The following is a 16,817-nucleotide window of genomic DNA, read 5'->3' on the forward strand; positions in this document are numbered from 1 at the left end:
CCATGTTGCGACTGGACGGGATCTCGAAGTCGTTCCGGATCGGCGTGCTCGGCAGCCGGTACGTGCCCGCGGTGCGGGACGTGAGCTTCGAGCTGCGGCCGGGCGAGGTGGTCTCGCTGATCGGGGAGAGCGGCAGCGGCAAGACCACGATCGGCCGGATGGTGCTGCGCCTGCTCCCGGTCAGCCGGGGGACGATCACGTTCGACGGCAAGGACATCGCGGCGTTCCACGGGCGCGGGCTGAAGGACTACTACCGCACCGTGCAGGGCGTGTTCCAGGACCCGTTCAGCTCCTACAACCCGGTGTTCAAGGCGGACCGGGTGTTCGCCATGATCCGCACCGGATACTTTCCCCGGATCCGCGACGCGGTCTGGCGCGAGAAGGTCGAGGATGCCCTGATCGCGGTCCGGCTGCGGCCCGAGACGGTGCTGGACAAGTACCCGCACCAGCTCTCCGGCGGCCAGCTGCAGCGCCTGCTGATCGCCAGGGCGCTGCTGCTGGACATCAAGCTGCTGGTGGCCGACGAGATCATCAGCATGCTCGACGCGTCCACCCGGATCGACGTGCTGAACCTGTTGGGCGACCTCAAGGAACGCGGCCTCGCCATCCTGTTCATCACCCACGACCTGGCCCTCGGCAACTACGTCAGCGACCAGACGGTGATCCTGCGCCGGGGCAACGTGGTCGAGGCCGGCGCGACCGGCGCCGTGTTCGGCAATCCCACCCACCCGTACACCCGGCGGCTGCTGTCCTCGGTGCCGCAGCTGCACCGGAAGTGGGAGCAGGTCGAGTCGGAGCTGTCCGGTGTGGCCGGCCGGTGCCCGGTGCACACGGCGAACGACGCGGGCGCCGCGCTGGCCGAGGTGTCCGACGACCACCGGGTCGCCTGCCTCGCCCTCGGCGAGGACCGGCCGTGCCCCGACTCGGCCGCGGTCAGCGCCGGGACAGCAGGTCGTTGACGCAGCGCAGCACCGGCGGCCCGGTGAGCGCGGCCAGGTCGAGCTGCCCGGCGGTGTGCACCCGGAACGTCGCGGACTCGCCGGGCAGCAGGGTGCGCAGCATGTCGTCCACGGTCGCCGACGGGTCCAGCCGGTCCGGGAACAACGCCACGTCGCGCAGCAGGGTGCCGGCCGTGACGGTGATCTCCACGCCGGTGTGGGTGGCCACGATCCTGGTGTCGTAGCGGGGTTCGGGCAGCGCGAGGTCGACGTCCTCGGCGAAGAAGTGGTACCGCCGGGTGCCGGGGGCGGACACGGTCAGCAGCTCGGTGGCCGGGTCGTCCGGGCGGCCCACCTCGTCGGGCAGCCGCAGCCGCAGCGCGCCGCGGGCCGGCACCGCGAGCCCGAACGTGGCCGTGGCCTTCGGATCGCCGGTGAACGTGACCCGGGCGACGGAGATCTCGCCGGTCCATTCGGTCCCGGTGTCGTTCACCGCTACCACCGCGAGGCCGGTACCGTCCGGCCGCACGGTCAGCAGCCGGTCGGCGAACGCGCGCCGGATCGTGTACCACAGCGGCTTTCGCCGCCCGTCGCCGTCCACCGCGGCCCAGGAGATCACCGGCCAGCAGTCGTTGAGCTGCCACACCAGGGCGCCGGTGCACAGCGGGTGCAACGCGCGCAGGTGCTCGACGCCGAACTGGATCGCCCGGGCCTGGTTGAGCTGGGTGGCCCAGTGCCAGTCGTCGAAAGTGGCCGGCTCCGGCAGGTGGCCGGACAGGCCGCGGCGCAGCTTTCCGTTGCCATCCTCGGCTTTCTGCCGGTGCAGCACGGCGGGGGAGGCCACGTCGAGCGGCCCGGCGGTGATCGCCCGGCGCAGCGTGGCGTGCGCCGGCGGACCCTGGAACCCGAACTCCGCGACGAACCGCGGCCGGTAGCTGGCGTAGTGCGTGTAGTCGTGGGTGTTCCAGACGTCCCAGATGTGCGTGCTGCCGTGGGCCGGGTCGTTCGGGTGCAGGTCGGGCCGGCCGGAGTACGGGCTGCCCGGCCAGTACGGCCGGGTCGGGTCCAGCTCGGCGACGATCCGGGGGAGCACCTCGAGGTAGTAGCCGGCGCCCCAGGTGCGGCCGGCCAGCCGGGGAACCCAGTCCCAGTCGGCGTGTCCCCAGATGTTCTCGTTGTTTCCGGTCCACAGCACCAGGCTGGGGTGCGCGGCCAGCCGCACCACCTGCTCGCGGGCCTCGGCCGCGACCTCGGCGGCGATCGGCTCCTCTTCCGGATAGGCCGCGCAGGCGAACAGAAAGTCCTGCTGCACCAGGATTCCCAGCTCGTCGGCCAGGTCATAGAACTCCGCGCTCTCGTACCGGCCGCCGCCCCAGACCCGCAGGAAGTTCGCGCCCGCACCGATCGCCTGGCCGAACCGGGCGGCATAGCGGGCGCGGTCGACCCGATGCGGAAAGCAGTCGTCCGGGATCCAGTTGAACCCGCGCACGGAGACCGGGCGGTCGTTGACCACGATGCCGAACGGGGTCCCGTCGGCGTCCGGCGTGGTGTCCAGCCGCACCGAGCGGAAGCCGATCCGCCGTCTCCAGCGGTCCAGCCGGTTGCCGGCCTCGTCGGCCAGCGTGACGTCGAGGTCGTAGCGGTGCTGGTCGCCGTGTCCCCTCGGCCACCAGCGCCGCACCTTGGGCACGGCCAGCCGAAGCGTCGCGGTGTGCTCGCCGGGCGGCACGGTCGCGGTCGCTTCTTCGCCGGAGACCGTGGCGGTGAGCGTCACGGGCACGTCGCCGGCGCGCTCCAGTCCGATGTGGAGCACGACGTGACCGACGTCACCATCCACGGTCGCCAGCGGCCGGACGTGGTCCAGCCGCGCGGTGTTCCAGGCGTGCAGCCCGATCGGTTGCCAGATACCCGCGGTGACCAGCCGCGGGCCCCAGTCCCAGCCGAAGTTGCAGGCCATCTTCCGGATGAAGTTGAACGGGTCGGGATAGGCGTTCGGCCGGTCGCCGAGCGCCTGCCGCAGCGCCTCGGCGTGGCGCAGCGCCGAGCCGAACCGGATCGTCAGGGTGTTGGCGCCGGGGGCGAGGTGGCGCCGCACGTCGAACCGGTAGGACCGGTGCATGTTCGCGGTCCGGCCGACCGCGGTGCCGTTGACCGAGATCGTGGCGACCGTGTCCAGTCCGGCGCACACCAGGTCGGTGCGCTGCGCGGGGTCACCGGCCCAGTCGAAGTCGAGCCGGTAGGTCCAGTCCGCGTGACCGATCCAGTCGAGCGTGTCCTCATTGGCGTCGAGGTACGGGTCGGGGATGATCCCAGCGGCGAGGAGGTCGGTGTGCACGCAACCCGGCACGATGGCGGGTACTCCGGCGACGCCGTGCTCGTCGGGCCCGGTAAGGGACCAGCCGTGGTGCAACGGGCGGTAGCTGGTCAACCGGCGGCCCCCTCGTGCTTAACCGAAAAAGTTCAGGTCAATGCTAGAGTTCGCCGCCTGTCGTGGCAATGTTGACAAACACGGTTCAGTGGAGGTGGGCATGCGCCGGCCGACGATCGCGGACATCGCGCGCCGCGCGGGCGTGTCCAAGGGCGCGGTGTCCTACGCACTCAACGACCGGCCCGGCGTCTCGTCGGACACCCGGCAGCGGATCCTGGCCATCGCCGAGGAGATCGGCTGGCGGCCGAACAGCGCCGCCCGGGCGCTGTCCGGCGCCGCGGCCAACGCGATCGGGCTGGCGATCCGCCGGCCGGCGCGGGTGCTCGGCATCGAGCCGTTCTTCATGGAGCTGGTCAGCGGCATGGAAGCGGTGCTGTCCGAGGCCGGCTCCGCGCTGATGCTGCAGGTGGTCGGCGACGTGGACACCGAGCTGGCGCTGTACCGGCGGTGGTGGGGCGAGCGGCGCATCGACGGGGCGATCCTGACCGACCTGCGGGCCGGCGACCCCCGGGTGGGCCTGCTCGAGGAGCTGGGCCTGCCCGCGGTGATCGTCGGCGGTCCGACCGGCGTCGGCACGCTGCCGCACTGCTGGGCCGACGAGACCGTGACCGTGACCGAGACGGTCGGCTACCTGGCCGCGCTCGGCCACCGGCGGATCGGCCGGGTCGCCGGGATGCCGGATCTGCTGCACACCCGGCATCGGGACTCCGCGTTCCGCACGGTCGGCGAGACCCTCGGGGTGGACACGTCGGCGGTGATCTCCACCGACTACACCGGCGAGGAGGGGGCGCACGCCACCCGCACGATGCTCTCCGCGGCCGCCCGGCCGACCGCGATCCTGTTCGACAACGACATCATGGCCGTCGCCGGGCTGTCCGTGGCGCACGAGATGGGCCTGGCGGTGCCGCGTGACCTGTCCATCGTGGCGTGGGACGACTCGCCGCTGTGCCAGGTGCTCCACCCCCCGCTCACGGCCCTGACCTGGGACATTCCCGCCTACGGCGCCCGCGCCGCCGAGCTGCTGCGTCAGGTGATCGCCGAGGCGGAGCGGGCCGAGGCCGGCGTCGCCGATTCGGGGCACAGCGTGCAGGTCGCCCATCCCCGGCTGACCCCGCGGGGGAGCACCGCGCCGCCTGCTTAAACGGTTAACCAGTCGGGGTCGTGCTCGGCGAGTCCCCGGTTCCAGCTCGGCGAGTCGCCGATCGGCGGGCACCCGTACGCACTGGTTCCGGCACCCGGGTCACCGGTTCGCGCCGTTCGGTGCGTGCCCGGCTAGCGTCCGGTGGTGGCGGCGAGGGTGGCCAGGCACATCTCGTCGCTGGTGCCGTCGCCCCACACGACGTAGCGCGGCTGGAGCTGTTTGAGCTCGGCGAGCTTGGACCGGACCGATGCGTCGTGGGTGCAGGTGACCCGGAGCAGGTCGCCCTTGGTCAGCTGGACCGGCTGGGGGAGCAGTACGGCCGACTGGTCGTCGAAGTTGAACGACTTCTGGTCCAGCAGCATCCGGGCGTCCGGGCGGCCGGGATTCAGCTCGACCGAGATGGACCGGCCGAGCAGGTGCATGTGTGGCGCGCTCGCGTACACCAGCATCGGCTCGTTGACCGGGATGTCGCAGTGCTGGGTGTCACCGGGGACCGGTGTCTGGCCCTTGTTGCACAGGAAGTTCAGGCCACCGACCATCGCCCGGGCCTGCGCTCCGGTGCGCTTGACCAGGTCCTTGATCGCCGCCTCACGCTCGCACAGCGGGCCGGACTCGGTGGCCGTGCAGGGCAGTTCGATGGGGGCCACCAGCCGGACCGCGGTCAGCGGCTTGACCGCGGCGGTTCCGGGCAGTACCCGCAGGCGCACCGTGGACTGGTCCAGCGGACCGGGCTTTCCCTTGGTGGACATCAGGTTGTAGTGCACCTGCAGCACGATCTGGCTGCCCGCCTCGATCGGGTAGCCGACCAGCTCGCCGATCAGCGTCTCCTTGCCACCAGGGGCCCAGCCGCCGATCCAGTCCACTCCGGTGCCCCGGCCGCCGAACGACTGGAAGCCCTCGGCCAGCCCGGCCCCACCGAAGCACTGCCAGCCGTCGCCCCTGGCCTCGGCGTCCACGCTCCGGGCGTGCTCCACCTGGGACGGTGCGACGCTGTACAGGATCGCGTGGTGCACGATCTCCGCGTTCTGCGGGAGGAACTGGCTGCCCATGATGTAGGACGACTCGGCGAGCTTCGGATCGATCAGGAAGCACCGGTACTCGTCGGTGCCGGCCGCCGGCGGCACCGGCCGGTACGGCTGGCCAAGGCCGACCTCGAGGAACCGCTCGCCGTCGCGCAGCGGGGCCGGAGGCGGCGGCGGTGCGCCGTGTACGTGCCCGGCCGGGGTTTCGGAGGTATGGACCGCGCCACCCTGCGCGGCCGGCGCCGGACTGCACGCCGCCGCCGAGAGGATTGCCGCCGCAACCACCATTTGCCCGACCCGCAGACCCATCCCGCCACGGTACACGGCGACTGCGGCGATCAGCAGGGGGAGCAGTCGCAGTCGCAGCCGACCGCCTCGCGCGGCTTGCCGCTCCACGGGCCGGGAAACGGGTCACGGCAACAGATCTGGCAGGTGCAGCACATCCACGGGATCGCCGCGCAGCCGGCGGCGACCGAGCGCCGGTGCGGTGGGTCGGCCAGCCGCGGCCACCGCCACAGCCCGCGCCCCGGCCGCAGCGGCTTCGGCGGCGGCTGCTCGGCGTGGCCGAAGATGCGCGTCACCGAGTGCTCCAACTCGTGCACCAGCAACGCATGCACCAGTGCGTCGTCGGTGAACATGGCCTCTCGCAGGGCAAGCCGGATACCGAGCAGCGCGTCGGTGCACAGCCGACGCGCCTCGGCGAGATCGGTTCCGGTTGCGGTCAAGGGGTTCCACACACCGCGCTCGGCGTCCTCGGCGCGGTCCTCGACCGCGTCGAGCAGGTGCGCGATCCGGCCGAACAGCCGGCCGGCCTCGCGCAGCGGCGCGACGTTCTCCGGCCGCCCGGCCAGCACCGCGGTGTGCCCGCAGATCTCGGCGGTTGCCGTCTCGGTCGGCTCGGTCACGGCGAGCAGCGAGTCACCCGGCCCGGTCGCGGCCTCCAGCTCCGGCTGCCGGCGCAACGCGTCGAGCAGCACGCCGGTGTCGAAGCCCAGCCGCCGCCCGGTGCGCGTGCCCTGCTCGGCCCACCGTCCGGCCAGCCCGGCCGACGCCGTGGCCAGCACCCGAGGACCGTCGCCGTCGGTGACGTGGTCGGCGAGCTTGGCCGAGGCGAGCAGCAGTGAGGCCGCGGCGGCCAGCCGGGCTCCGGACCCGGTCGCGACCGCCGCGGTCCGCATGGCGCGCAACGGGCACGGCCCGGCCGTGCGGCGTCGGGTGCCGTCGCCGGTGGTGGCCTGCGCCTCGACCAGGGCCGACACCACCAGCCCGTCGTAGTTGGTGACCAGCCGGGCGAACTGGCCGTACTCGTCGCGCAGCGCGAGGCACAGCCCGCACAGGTGCGCCCCCCACGCCGTGTGCAGGGCCGGCGACAGCCGGTGCCGGCACGGCCTGATGATCCCGAACACTGGCCCGCCTCTCCGGGATTAACTGCTGTCGTTACGTTCCAGCGGAGGTGCGGGTGGCTGGTTGATTGTGGCTGGGTCGCGTCACGGTGCCCCTGAGGTTGCGTTGGGTGGACCAAGACGATGATCCACGGAGCAGAGCCTAGCCGAACCGTCTTGTGTGTACGGAGGAAGTGATCAGTTCGTCGGCCGCTGGGCCAGGTCGTCCAGCGCCGGGGCGAGCAGCAGGGCTCCGCTGGTCAGCCGCCCGTGCAGCGCGCGCAGGTCGGCGGCCAGCTCCTTGCCGACGTCCGGCCCGTGCCCCTCGGCGATCGTCGGCGCGTGCTCCAGCACCGCCTCGACCACATCCGCCAGCGTGGTGATCACCCGATGGGTCCCGCACACCGCCTCGGACAGCTCGTCCGCGTCGGGCGTGCCGGTGTGCAACGTGGTGAGTGCGTCGGCAAGCAGGCTCTGGGCAGCGTCGAGCGCATCCGTCAGCGCGGCTTCGCCTGCACGTTCCCGCATCTTCTCCTCCACAAGCACCGTCAAGGATCCACCTCCACCGGAACACAGCGAAGTGATCACACCAGGTATTCCCCATCGGGAAGATCACCATTCCGCGCCCCGGCGTGACATCCCCTACACATCGGCACCGCGGGCGCCGGCCTGAGGCCGGCGCCCGCGGTGCGGAGCGGGAGCTAGGCGACGGCGGCGCCGAGGGCGAGCATGGCGACACAGAGGGCGGTCAGGACCGCGAGCAGCGGCCAGACCCAGCGCAGGTACCGGCCGTACGGGACCCGGGCGATCGCCAGGCCGCCCATGACGACGGCCGAGGTGGGAATGAACAGGTTCATGATGCCGGAGGCGCTCTGGAAGGCGGTGACCACGAGCTCCGGTGATGCGCCGACGAAACCGGCGAGCGGCACCATGATCGGCATGGCGACGGTGGCCAGCCCGGACGAGGACGGGATCAGGAAGGACAGCGGCAGGAACAGAACGAACATGACGATCGCGAACGCGGCCGCGCCGACGTCCCCGAGCGCGGTCTCGGCCCAGTGCAGCACGGTGTCGGTGATCTGGCCGTTGTTCATGACCACGGTGATGCCCCGGGCGATGCCGATGATCAGGGCCACGCCGAGCAGATCCCGGGCCCCGGCGACGAACGACTCGGTGAGCTGGCCCTCGCGCATCCGGCCGACGAGTCCGATCAGGACGGCGAACAGCAGGAAGGACGCGGTCATCTCGGGGAACCACCAGCCCAGCATGGGCAGCCCGATCCCCATGTCCTCCCACGGGATCACGCCGTACATCATCACGCCGAAGGCCAGCCCGAACAGCGTCAGAATCACCTTGTGCCGGCCGGTGAGCTCCTCCGGCTCGTCCGCGTCGGACATCCGGAACCGGGTGTCGTTGTCCGCCTTCATGTCGTAGACCAGGGACTTGGCCGGATCGCTCTTGACCCGGGCCGCGTAGCGCATCACGAACCAGATGCCGACGCCGAGGGCCACCACCAGGGTGGCCAGGCGCAGCAGGAATCCCTGGCTGATCGGGATGCCGGCGAAGCCGGACGCGATTCCGGTGGCGAACGGGTTGATCGTCGACCCGATCACCCCGATCCCGCAGCCCAGCAGGAGAATCGCGGCCGCGACCACCGTGTCGTAGCCGGCCGCGACCATCACGGTGATCACCAGCGCGTAGAACGCCAGGCTCTCCTCGGCCATCCCGTAGGTCGTCCCGCCGAGCGCGAAGACGCCCATGAGCAGTGGGATCAGCCATTTCTCCCGGCCCCGCAACCGGTTGACCATGCGCCCGATGCCGGCCTGGATGGCGCCGGTCTGCAGCGTGATGCCGAGGAACCCACCGATCACGATGATGAACAGCGCCACGTCGATGGCGCCGAACAGGGTGCCGGAGTTGTAGTAGTTGATGTTCCCGGTCTCGTCCTCGACCCCGTACAGGCCGTTGATCGGCGCGGTGATCGAGTCGACCACGACCCGCTGCGGGCTCGGATCGACCTCGTGGTACGTGCCGGGGATCGGGCTGCCGGCGTCGTCGGTGTCGTAGTCGCCGGCCGGGATGACCCAGGTGAGGATCGCCATCAACACGATGAGCGCGAACAGGATCGTGTAGGCGGAGGGGAGGGTGAACCGGCGCTTCCTCGTCGTCTCCGGCGCGGTGACCTGTTCCGTCATGGCACTTTCTCCTCCGGTTCAGTGACCTGCACCTTGAAGCCGGTGTAGCCGTACAGCACGTTGAGCGTCGGGCTGAGGATGTTGAAGAAGCAGAACGGGAGATAGGCGATCGTCGAGACGCCGAGCACCCCGGAGATGTAGGCGCCGCAGGTGTTCCACGGCACCAGCACCGAGGTGACCGTGCCGGAATCCTCCACCGCCCGGGAGAGCACCTGCGGGGCGAGGCCGCGCCTGGCGAACTCGTCGCGGAACATCCGCGCCGGCAGCACGTCGGCCACGTACTGGTCGCCGGCAACGACGTTGAGCCCGACGCCGCTGCCGTTGACCGCAAGGATCAGCGACCCCCGGGACTTCGTGCGCGCCACGATCGGTTCCAGCAGCCGGCGCAGGAACCCCGCGTGCTCCATGATGGCGGCGAAGGACAGCGCGCCGAGGATCAGCCAGACCGTGCTCAACATGCTGGCCATGCCGCCCCGGGAGAACAGCTCGTCGATCACCGGCACGCCGGAGTGGCTCTCGAACCCGGTGCCCATCGCGGCGAAGATCGCCTTGATCGCGCTGGCTCCCGCGCCGAGCCCGGCGTCCTCGGCGAACGCCCGCACCGCGGCCGGCTGGGTGAACGCCGCGAGGATGCCGGCGAACAGCGCCGAACCGAGGATCGCCAGGAACGGCGGCAACCGCAGCAGCGTGAAGACCACCAGCAACAGCAACGGAAGCAGGTTGATGAACGAGATGTTGAACGCCTGCCCGAGCGCCTGCTGGGCGGCCGCCGTGCTGACCTCCGCCACCGGCTCGGCGAACAGCCCGATCAGCAGGAACAGAACCAGACTGATGCCCAGTGCCGGCCCGGCGGTCCAGAAGTTGTTGCGGATGTGCGTGCCGACGGTCAGACCCCGGCCGACCAGTTGGGGCACCAGGATCGTGGTCTCCGACAGCGGGGTCATCTTGTCCCCGAAGTAGGCACCGCAGATCACCGCGCCGGCCGCCACCGCGGTGGACAGGCCCATCACCTGTGCCAGCGCGACGAACGCGACGCCGAGCGTGCCGGCGGTGGTCCACGAACTGCCGGTCACCGTGCCGACCACGGCGCACACCACCGCCGCGGTGAAGTAGAACCAGGCCGGGCTCATCAGCCGGATTCCGTAGTCCACCACGGTCGGGATGGTTCCGGCCATGTTCCAGGTGCCGATCAGGGCGCCGACGGCGAGCAGGATGAAGATCGCTCCCAGTGCCGTGGTGACGCCGCCGATCGCCGCGCTGGACACCGAGGCGACGGTGTAGCCGTTCTTCAGCGCGATCAGCGCCGCGAACGCCGCGCTGAGCAGCAACGCCACCTGCAGCGGCCCGTCCGTGGCCTCGACCCCGAACAGCACGATCGTCGAGACCAGCAGCACGATCAGGACGACGACCGGTAACACCGCGTCGAGCAGCGTGGGTGCCCTCGGCGGCGCGGCGGGCGGTGCCTCGTCGGTCTGGTCAGACATCGGCCCGGTGCGCCGCAGGCGCGGTGACGCTGACGCTCCCGTCCAGGGTCTCGGCATGGTGGCCGCGTTGCGCCCGCCCCCGGGCGAACGCGAGCAGCGCCACGATGGCCACGACCGTGATCACGATGACCGCCCACCGGGTACCAGCGTGGGTGTCGGTGCGGGTGTCTGTGCCGGTGCCGGTGTCGGCAGCTTCCTCCTCCACGAACCCACCGCCTAGATCGGATCGCGCAGCAGCGGGCAGGTCATGCAGTGCCCACCGCCGCGTCCCTTGCCCAGCTCGAATCCCTCGATCGTGATCACCTCGATGCCGGCTTCGCGCATCTTGGCGATGGTGTGGGTGTTTCGTTCGTAGGCGACCACCACACCCGGCTCGAGCGCGACGACGTTGTTGCCGTCGTCCCACTGTTCGCGTTCCTGCTCGTAGCGGTCGCCGCCGGTCTCCACCACACGCAGCTTCGGTACGCCGAGCGCGTCGGCGACCGCCGGCAGGAACCCGTCCTCGACCGTGATGTGGAACTTGTTCCGGGTCGAGCCCGGCCGCAGGCTGATCGCCCGCACCTCGTCGATCACCTTGGGATACAACGTGACCGTCTCCTGGTCGAGCATGGTGAATACGGTGTCGAGGTGCATGTGCGCGCGGTCCTTGGTCATCACCACCGCGATCACCCGCTCCGCCGCGCCCTGCTCGAACAGCGCGCGGGCCACCTGCTCGATCATCCGGGCCTGGGTGCGCTCGCTCAGCCCGATCAGCACCGTGCCGTTGCCGATCGGCTGGACGTCGCCGCCCTCCATCGACGAGCGGCCGAAGTCGGCGACGTGGAACCGCCCGTCGTCACCGAGCTCCGGATACCAGTAGTGGAAGTCGGTACCGGCGAACATCGGGTGCGCCCGGTAGATCGCGGCCACGTTGTAGGCCTCCAGCCGGCGGGCCGGCCAGTACATCGGGTTGACCGTCACGCCACCGTAGATCCAGCACGACGAGTCCCGGGTGAACAGCGTGTTGGGCAGCGGCGGCAGCACGAACGCGCTGGTGTCGTCCAGCGCCGCGGCGGGCAGCGAGGTGTCCCGGAACAGGTCGAGGTCCAGACCCGCCTCGGCGACCGTCATGCCGCCGATCAGATGGGTGGCCAGGTCCTGCGGTTTGAGCCCGGACAGCATCGCGCGGACCTCGTCCACAAGGGACAGTCCGACCGTGTACTCGGACGCGGCCAGCTCGATCAGCCGCAGCCGTCCCGCGTCGCTGGCCGCGAGCGCCTCACCGAGCAACTCGTGCAGATGGAACACCTCCACGCCGCGCTCCCGCATCCGGGCGACGAACTGGTCGTGCTCGTACTGGGCGCGCTCCACCCAGAGCACGTCGTCGAACAGCAGGTCGTCGTGTGTGGTCGGGGTCAGCCGGCGCAGGCTCAGGTCCGGCCGGTGCACCATGACCTTGCGCAGCTTGCCTACCTCGGAATGAACTCCCCATGTCTGCATGGCTTTCCCCGATTCATCGGGCGGTGACCACCTGGGTCCCCGCTTCGCCGTTCACAATCGCCTCGATCTCGGCGAGGCTGCCGATCGCCGCGCGGTTCCCGGTCCGCTCGGCGAACCGGACGGCGGCGGCAACCTTGGGACCCATGGAGCCGGCCGCGAACGCGGTCCCGCCCAGTTCCTCCGTCGTGGCCCGCGCGATCCGGCGCTGCCGGTCGGTGCCCCAGTCCTGGTACACCCCGTCGACGTCGGTGGCCATGACGAACAGTTCGGCGCCCACCTCGCGGGCCAACAGCTCACCGGCCAGGTCCTTGTCGATCACGGCCTCGACGCCGACCAGCTTCCGTTCGCCCGGCGGGTACATCGTCGGCACGCCACCGCCGCCGGCGCAGATCACGACGACGTCCTTGTCCAGCAGCCAGCGGATCGGCCGGATCTCGAAGATGCGCCGTGGCTCCGGCGAGGGCACCACCCGCCGCCAGTGCGGCCCGTCCGCCTTGAACACCCAGCCCTTCTCGGCGGCCATCGCATCGGCCTTTTCCTTGTCGTACACCGGTCCGACGAACTTCGTGGGGTTGTCGAACGCCGGGTCCGCGGGATCGACCTCGATCATCGTGAGGATCGTGGCGAGCGGCACCTCGGCCGGCAGCAGGTTGCCGAGCTCCTGCTCGACCACGTACCCGATCATGCCTTCGGTCTGCGCGCCGAGGACGTCGAGCGGGAACGTCTCGGTCTCCGAGTAGGCCGCGCCCTGCAGGGCAAGGAGACCGACCTGCGGCCCGTTGCCGTGGGTCAGCACCAACTGGTGCTCGCGGGCCACCGACGCGAGCATCGGCGCCGCCGAGCGCACGTTGCCGCGCTGCGCCTCGGCCGTCATCGGCTCGCCGCGCCGGAGCAATGCGTTGCCGCCCAACGCGATGACGACTCTCATCGTCAATCACCGAGGGTGGCGACCAGGACCGCCTTGATCGTGTGCAGCCGGTTCTCGGCCTGGTCGAAGACGATCGAGTTCGGCGACTCGAACACGTCGTCGGTGACCTCCAGCCCGTCAAGGCCGAACTTCTGGTAGATCTGCTCACCAAGCGTGGTCTCGCGGTTGTGGAACGCCGGCAGGCAGTGCATGAAGCACACCCCGGGGTTCCCGGTCCGGCGGATCAGCTCGGCGTTGACCTGGTACGGCTTGAGCAGGTTGATCCGTTCCTCCCAGACCGACTTGTCCTCGCCCATGGACACCCACACGTCGGTGTAGAGGTAGTCCACCCCGTTGACGCCCTCGTCCACGTCGTCGGTCAGGGTGAGCCGCGCACCGGTCTCCACGGCGATGTCCCGGCAGGTCTTGACCAGTTCCTCGGCGGGCCACAGGTGCTTCGGCGCGCACAGGCGCACATCCATGCCGAACTTGCAACCACCCACCATGAGTGAGTTGCCCATGTTGTTGCGCGCGTCACCGAGGTAGCAGAAGGCGATCTCGGGCAGCGGCTTGGTCGAGTGCTCCTGCATGGTCAGCATGTCGGCCAGGATCTGGGTGGGGTGGAACTCGTCGGTGAGCCCGTTCCACACCGGGACTCCGGCGAACTCGGCCAGGGTCTCCACCCGGTCCTGGCCGTAGCCGCGGTACTCGATGCCGTCGAAGGTCCGGCCGAGCACCCGGGCGGTGTCCTTCATGGACTCCTTGTGCCCGATCTGGGATCCGGTCGGCTCCAGGTAGGTCACCGTCGCGCCCTGGTCGTGCGCGGCGGTCTCGAACGCGGTACGGGTTCGGGTGGACGTCTTCTCGAAGATGAGCGCGATCTCCTTGCCGCGCAACCGGGGCTGCTCGTAGCCGCCGTACTTGGCGGCCTTCAGGTCGGCGGACAGGCGCAGTAGGTAGCGCAGTTCGTCCGGGGTGAAGTCGAGCTCCTTCAGGAAGCTGCGGTTGCGAAGGTTGAACGCCATGCCGGGTCCTCTCTGGGGCTGGGGAATGTGGGGTCAGGCCGGCGATGCCCGCAGTCCGGGCCGGGGGGTCACCACTCGGCGGTCGTGGTGGCGGACCGCGACCTTGATCAGTTCCTCGACCAGCAGCAGGCTCAGGGCCAGGCCGATGCAGCTCGACCAGAGTCCGAGGTTCAGCTCGGTGGTGCCGAGCAGCCGCTCGATCGGTTGGAACGTGGTGGCCAGGATGATGAACAGCAGCGCAAGGCCGTAGCGGCGCAGCTGGGTTACGGCCGGGATGCTGTTCCGGTCGAAGATGGTGTTGTACTGGTCGCGGGAGAGCAGCCCGGCCAGCAGGTGGAACAGCGACAGCGTGGTCAGCAGCGCCGTCGCGCCGACCACCGGTCCGCCCTGCGCGTCCCCGATCTGGTACGCCACAAGGGATCCGACCGTCATCAGCGCGCCCTGAATGCACAACCGGACCCAGTTCGCCGCGGACAGCACGGGTGCGCTGACCGGGCGTGGCTGCCGGCGCATCAAACCCGGGGTGGCGTCGTCGAAACCGAGCGCGATCGCGATCGGAATGTCGATCACCATGTTCAGCCACAGGATCTGCAGTGGGTTGAGCGGGATCCCGCCTGCGATGCCAAGCACCCCGGCGCCGAGGAAGATGGCGATGTAGGCGACCAGCGTGGACATCTGGAACCGCAGGTACTTCAACAGGTTGTCGTAGAGCCCCCGGCCGTAGGCGACCGCGCCGACGATGGTGGCGAAGTTGTCGTCGGTGAGGATCATGACCGCGGCCTCCTTGGAGACCTCGGTGCCGGTGATCCCCATCGCCACACCGATGTCCGCGGCCTTGAGCGCCGGGGCGTCGTTGACCCCGTCGCCGGTCATGGCCACCACCGCGCCGCTCTGCTTGAGCAGCCGCACCAGGCGCAGCTTGTCCTCCGGTGCCACCCGGGCGATCACACCGATCTGCGGGAGCTGGGCGAGCAGCTCGTCGTCGCTCATCGACGCGAACTGGGTGCCGGTGATCGCCCGTCCCTCGATGCCCAGCTCGCCTGCGATGGCCGCGGCGGTGGTCGCGTGGTCCCCGGTGATCATCCGGACCCGGATGCCGGCGGACTTGCACTCCGCGATCGCCGCCTTCGCCTCCGGGCGCGGCGGGTCCACGATGCCCACCATGGCCAGCAGGGTCAGGTCCTGCACCTGCCCGATCAGCTCGGCGTCCGGGTCGAACGTGCTGGGGTCGAAGTCCCGTTCCGCCACCACCATGACCCGCTCCCCGGCCGCCGCGATCCGGTCGTTCGCGGCGATGGCCAGGGTCCGGTTCTCCTCGGTGATCGACAGCACGGTGCCGTCCGGCTTGCGGTAGGAGCGGCTGCGGGCGATCAGCACGTCCGGCGCTCCCTTGACGTAGCACCGGATGACCGCCCTCCCCTGCGAGTCGGTCATCCGGTGGTACGTGGCCATGAACTTGTAGTCGGAGTCGAACGGAACCTCGGCCACCCGCGGGTAGCTGTGCCGGGTCTCCTCGATGTCCAGCCCGTTCTTGGCCGCCAGCACGATCAGCGCGCCCTCGGTCGGGTCGCCGATCAGGTTCTCGCCGTCCAGCACCGCGTCCGCGCACAGGATCATCGGCAGCAGGTACGGGTCGAGGTCCAGATCCCCGCCGCCGACGTGCTTGATCTCGCCGGTGGTCCGGTATCCCTCGCCGGTGACGGTGAACCGGTTCTGCCCGGGGATGACCAGCTCGCGGGCGGTCATCTTGTTCAGCGTGAGCGTGCCGGTCTTGTCCGAGCAGATCATCGAGGTGGAGCCGAGCGTCTCCACCGCGGGCAGGCGCTTGATGATCGCGTTGCGCCGGGCGATCTCCCGGGTGCCGAGGGACAGCAGCGCGGTCACCACGGCGGGCAGGCCGGTCGGGATGGCCGCCACGGCCAGCGCAACGCCGGTGATGAACAGCGTGTCGAACGACTCCCCGCGGAGCAGTCCGAGCAGCACGACCAGGATCAGCGCGATCGCCGCGATCGTCGCGATGATCTTCGACAGGCTGTCCAACTGCTTCTGCAGCGGCGTCTTGTCCGCCGTGGTGGACGCCAGCAGGTGCGCGATGTGACCGATCTCGGTGTCCATCCCGGTGCCGGTCACGATCATCTCGCCCCGGCCGCGGGTGACCGCGGTGTTCATGAACGCCATGTCGGTCCGGTCGCCGAGGGGCACGTCGGCGCCGGTGACCGGCTCGGTGGACTTGCCGACCGGCAGGCTCTCCCCGGTGAGCGCGGCCTCCTCGATCTCAAGGGTGGCCGCCACGAAGATCCGCCCGTCGGCCGGAACGCGGTTGCCCGCCTCCATCAGCACGACGTCGCCGGGCACCAGTTCCTCGGCGTCGACCTCCACCGCGATCCCGTCGCGCCGCACCCGGGCCACGGTCTTGAGCATCTGGGCCAGCGCGCGGACGCTCTCCTCCGCCTTGGCCTCCTGCCGCAGCCCGACCACCGCGTTGAAGACGGTCAGGCCGGCCAGCACCAGCGTGGTCCCGACATCCCCGGTGACCACCAGGTTCACCACCGCCGCGACCAGCAGCACGATCTGCATGAAGTCCCGGTACTGCCGGACGAACGCCGCGATGGCGCTCTCCTTCTTCCCGCCGGCCAGCCGGTTCGGTCCTCCCGACTCCAGCCGCTTGCGCGCCTCGGCCGCGCTCAGCCCCTGCTCCGGATCAACCCCGAGGGACTCGGCCACTTCGGAAGCCGCACGGGCGTGCCAGCCGGTCACCTCGCGCACTTGCTGGTCCATGGGCCCTCTTTCCGCGATGCCGGCAGTGATGGGGAATA

General features: G+C 70.4%; 13 protein-coding genes. 2 read left to right on the plus strand and 11 right to left on the minus strand.

From position 1 onward, the window contains the following. Positions 1-2 precede the first annotated feature (2 nt). On the plus strand, positions 3-959 hold the full coding sequence (locus VFV67_RS17010; RefSeq protein ID WP_326471145.1) for an ABC transporter ATP-binding protein: 957 nt from the start codon (positions 3-5) through the stop codon (positions 957-959). Here VFV67_RS17010 and VFV67_RS17015 read toward each other — a convergent pair. Further along, positions 934-3,366, minus strand: a complete 2,433-nt coding sequence (locus tag VFV67_RS17015; protein WP_326471146.1) for a glycoside hydrolase family 2 protein — start codon at positions 3,364-3,366, stop codon at positions 934-936. The genes VFV67_RS17010 and VFV67_RS17015 overlap by 26 nt on opposite strands. Positions 3,367-3,466: 100 nt before the next feature. On the opposite strand from VFV67_RS17015, the gene VFV67_RS17020 reads away from it, so the two are divergent. Continuing rightward, complete coding sequence (locus VFV67_RS17020) at positions 3,467-4,507, plus strand: LacI family DNA-binding transcriptional regulator (protein ID WP_326471147.1); 1,041 nt, start codon at positions 3,467-3,469, stop codon at positions 4,505-4,507. Positions 4,508-4,638: 131 nt separating this feature from the next. Here VFV67_RS17020 and VFV67_RS17025 read toward each other — a convergent pair whose 3' ends face one another. The 10 genes from VFV67_RS17025 to VFV67_RS17070 all read right to left on the minus strand — a co-directional run bounded on the left by VFV67_RS17025 (position 4,639) and on the right by VFV67_RS17070 (position 16,779). Next, positions 4,639-5,838, minus strand: a complete 1,200-nt coding sequence (locus tag VFV67_RS17025) for a hypothetical protein (RefSeq protein ID WP_326471148.1) — start codon at positions 5,836-5,838, stop codon at positions 4,639-4,641. Positions 5,839-5,867: 29 nt separating this feature from the next. Next, positions 5,868-6,935, minus strand: coding sequence for a DUF5685 family protein (locus tag VFV67_RS17030; RefSeq protein ID WP_326471149.1), 1,068 nt, complete (start codon positions 6,933-6,935; stop codon positions 5,868-5,870). Between the two features lie 174 nt (positions 6,936-7,109). Continuing rightward, entirely contained in the window at positions 7,110-7,463 is a 354-nt protein-coding gene (locus VFV67_RS17035; protein WP_326471150.1) for a hypothetical protein, read from the minus strand. Between the two features lie 149 nt (positions 7,464-7,612). After that, the gene (locus VFV67_RS17040; RefSeq protein ID WP_326471151.1) at positions 7,613-9,106 is read right to left on the minus strand and encodes a YfcC family protein; all 1,494 of its coding nucleotides are present in this window, start codon (positions 9,104-9,106) and stop codon (positions 7,613-7,615) included. Continuing rightward, a complete protein-coding gene (locus VFV67_RS17045; RefSeq protein WP_326471152.1) occupies positions 9,103-10,590 on the minus strand; it encodes a Na+/H+ antiporter NhaC family protein in 1,488 nt (495 codons plus the stop codon). The genes VFV67_RS17040 and VFV67_RS17045 overlap by 4 nt, the downstream gene beginning before the upstream one ends. Continuing rightward, positions 10,583-10,795 (minus strand): hypothetical protein, encoded by a 213-nt coding sequence (locus VFV67_RS17050; RefSeq protein WP_326471153.1) that lies wholly within the window; start codon positions 10,793-10,795, stop codon positions 10,583-10,585. The genes VFV67_RS17045 and VFV67_RS17050 overlap by 8 nt, the downstream gene beginning before the upstream one ends. Positions 10,796-10,806: 11 nt before the next feature. Continuing rightward, complete coding sequence (locus VFV67_RS17055; RefSeq protein WP_326471154.1) at positions 10,807-12,069, minus strand: arginine deiminase; 1,263 nt, start codon at positions 12,067-12,069, stop codon at positions 10,807-10,809. Positions 12,070-12,082: 13 nt separating this feature from the next. Further along, positions 12,083-12,997 carry a carbamate kinase gene (arcC, locus tag VFV67_RS17060; RefSeq protein WP_326471156.1) on the minus strand — a complete coding sequence of 305 codons (915 nt, stop codon included), beginning with the start codon at positions 12,995-12,997 and terminating at the stop codon, positions 12,083-12,085. A gap of 2 nt (positions 12,998-12,999) precedes the next feature. Continuing rightward, complete coding sequence (argF, locus tag VFV67_RS17065) at positions 13,000-14,001, minus strand: ornithine carbamoyltransferase (RefSeq protein ID WP_326471158.1); 1,002 nt, start codon at positions 13,999-14,001, stop codon at positions 13,000-13,002. 33 nt (positions 14,002-14,034) lie between these two features. Further along, a complete protein-coding gene (locus tag VFV67_RS17070; RefSeq protein ID WP_326471159.1) occupies positions 14,035-16,779 on the minus strand; it encodes a cation-transporting P-type ATPase in 2,745 nt (914 codons plus the stop codon). Between the last annotated feature and the right edge of the window lie 38 nt (positions 16,780-16,817).

The organism is Actinophytocola sp., from assembly GCF_035762905.1.
Lineage (GTDB): Bacteria > Actinomycetota > Actinomycetes > Mycobacteriales > Pseudonocardiaceae > DASYTH01.

Coding starts and splice junctions, on each gene's coding strand:
- VFV67_RS17010 (WP_326471145.1), top strand. CDS start 3: ATGTTGCGACTGGACGGGATCTCGAAGTCGTTCCGGATCGGCGTGCTC.
- VFV67_RS17020 (WP_326471147.1), top strand. CDS start 3,467: ATGCGCCGGCCGACGATCGCGGACATCGCGCGCCGCGCGGGCGTGTCC.
- VFV67_RS17025 (WP_326471148.1), bottom strand. CDS start 5,838: ATGGGTCTGCGGGTCGGGCAAATGGTGGTTGCGGCGGCAATCCTCTCG.
- VFV67_RS17040 (WP_326471151.1), bottom strand. CDS start 9,106: ATGACGGAACAGGTCACCGCGCCGGAGACGACGAGGAAGCGCCGGTTC.
- VFV67_RS17045 (WP_326471152.1), bottom strand. CDS start 10,590: ATGTCTGACCAGACCGACGAGGCACCGCCCGCCGCGCCGCCGAGGGCA.
- VFV67_RS17055 (WP_326471154.1), bottom strand. CDS start 12,069: ATGCAGACATGGGGAGTTCATTCCGAGGTAGGCAAGCTGCGCAAGGTC.
- arcC (WP_326471156.1), bottom strand. CDS start 12,997: ATGAGAGTCGTCATCGCGTTGGGCGGCAACGCATTGCTCCGGCGCGGC.
- argF (WP_326471158.1), bottom strand. CDS start 14,001: ATGGCGTTCAACCTTCGCAACCGCAGCTTCCTGAAGGAGCTCGACTTC.
- VFV67_RS17070 (WP_326471159.1), bottom strand. CDS start 16,779: ATGGACCAGCAAGTGCGCGAGGTGACCGGCTGGCACGCCCGTGCGGCT.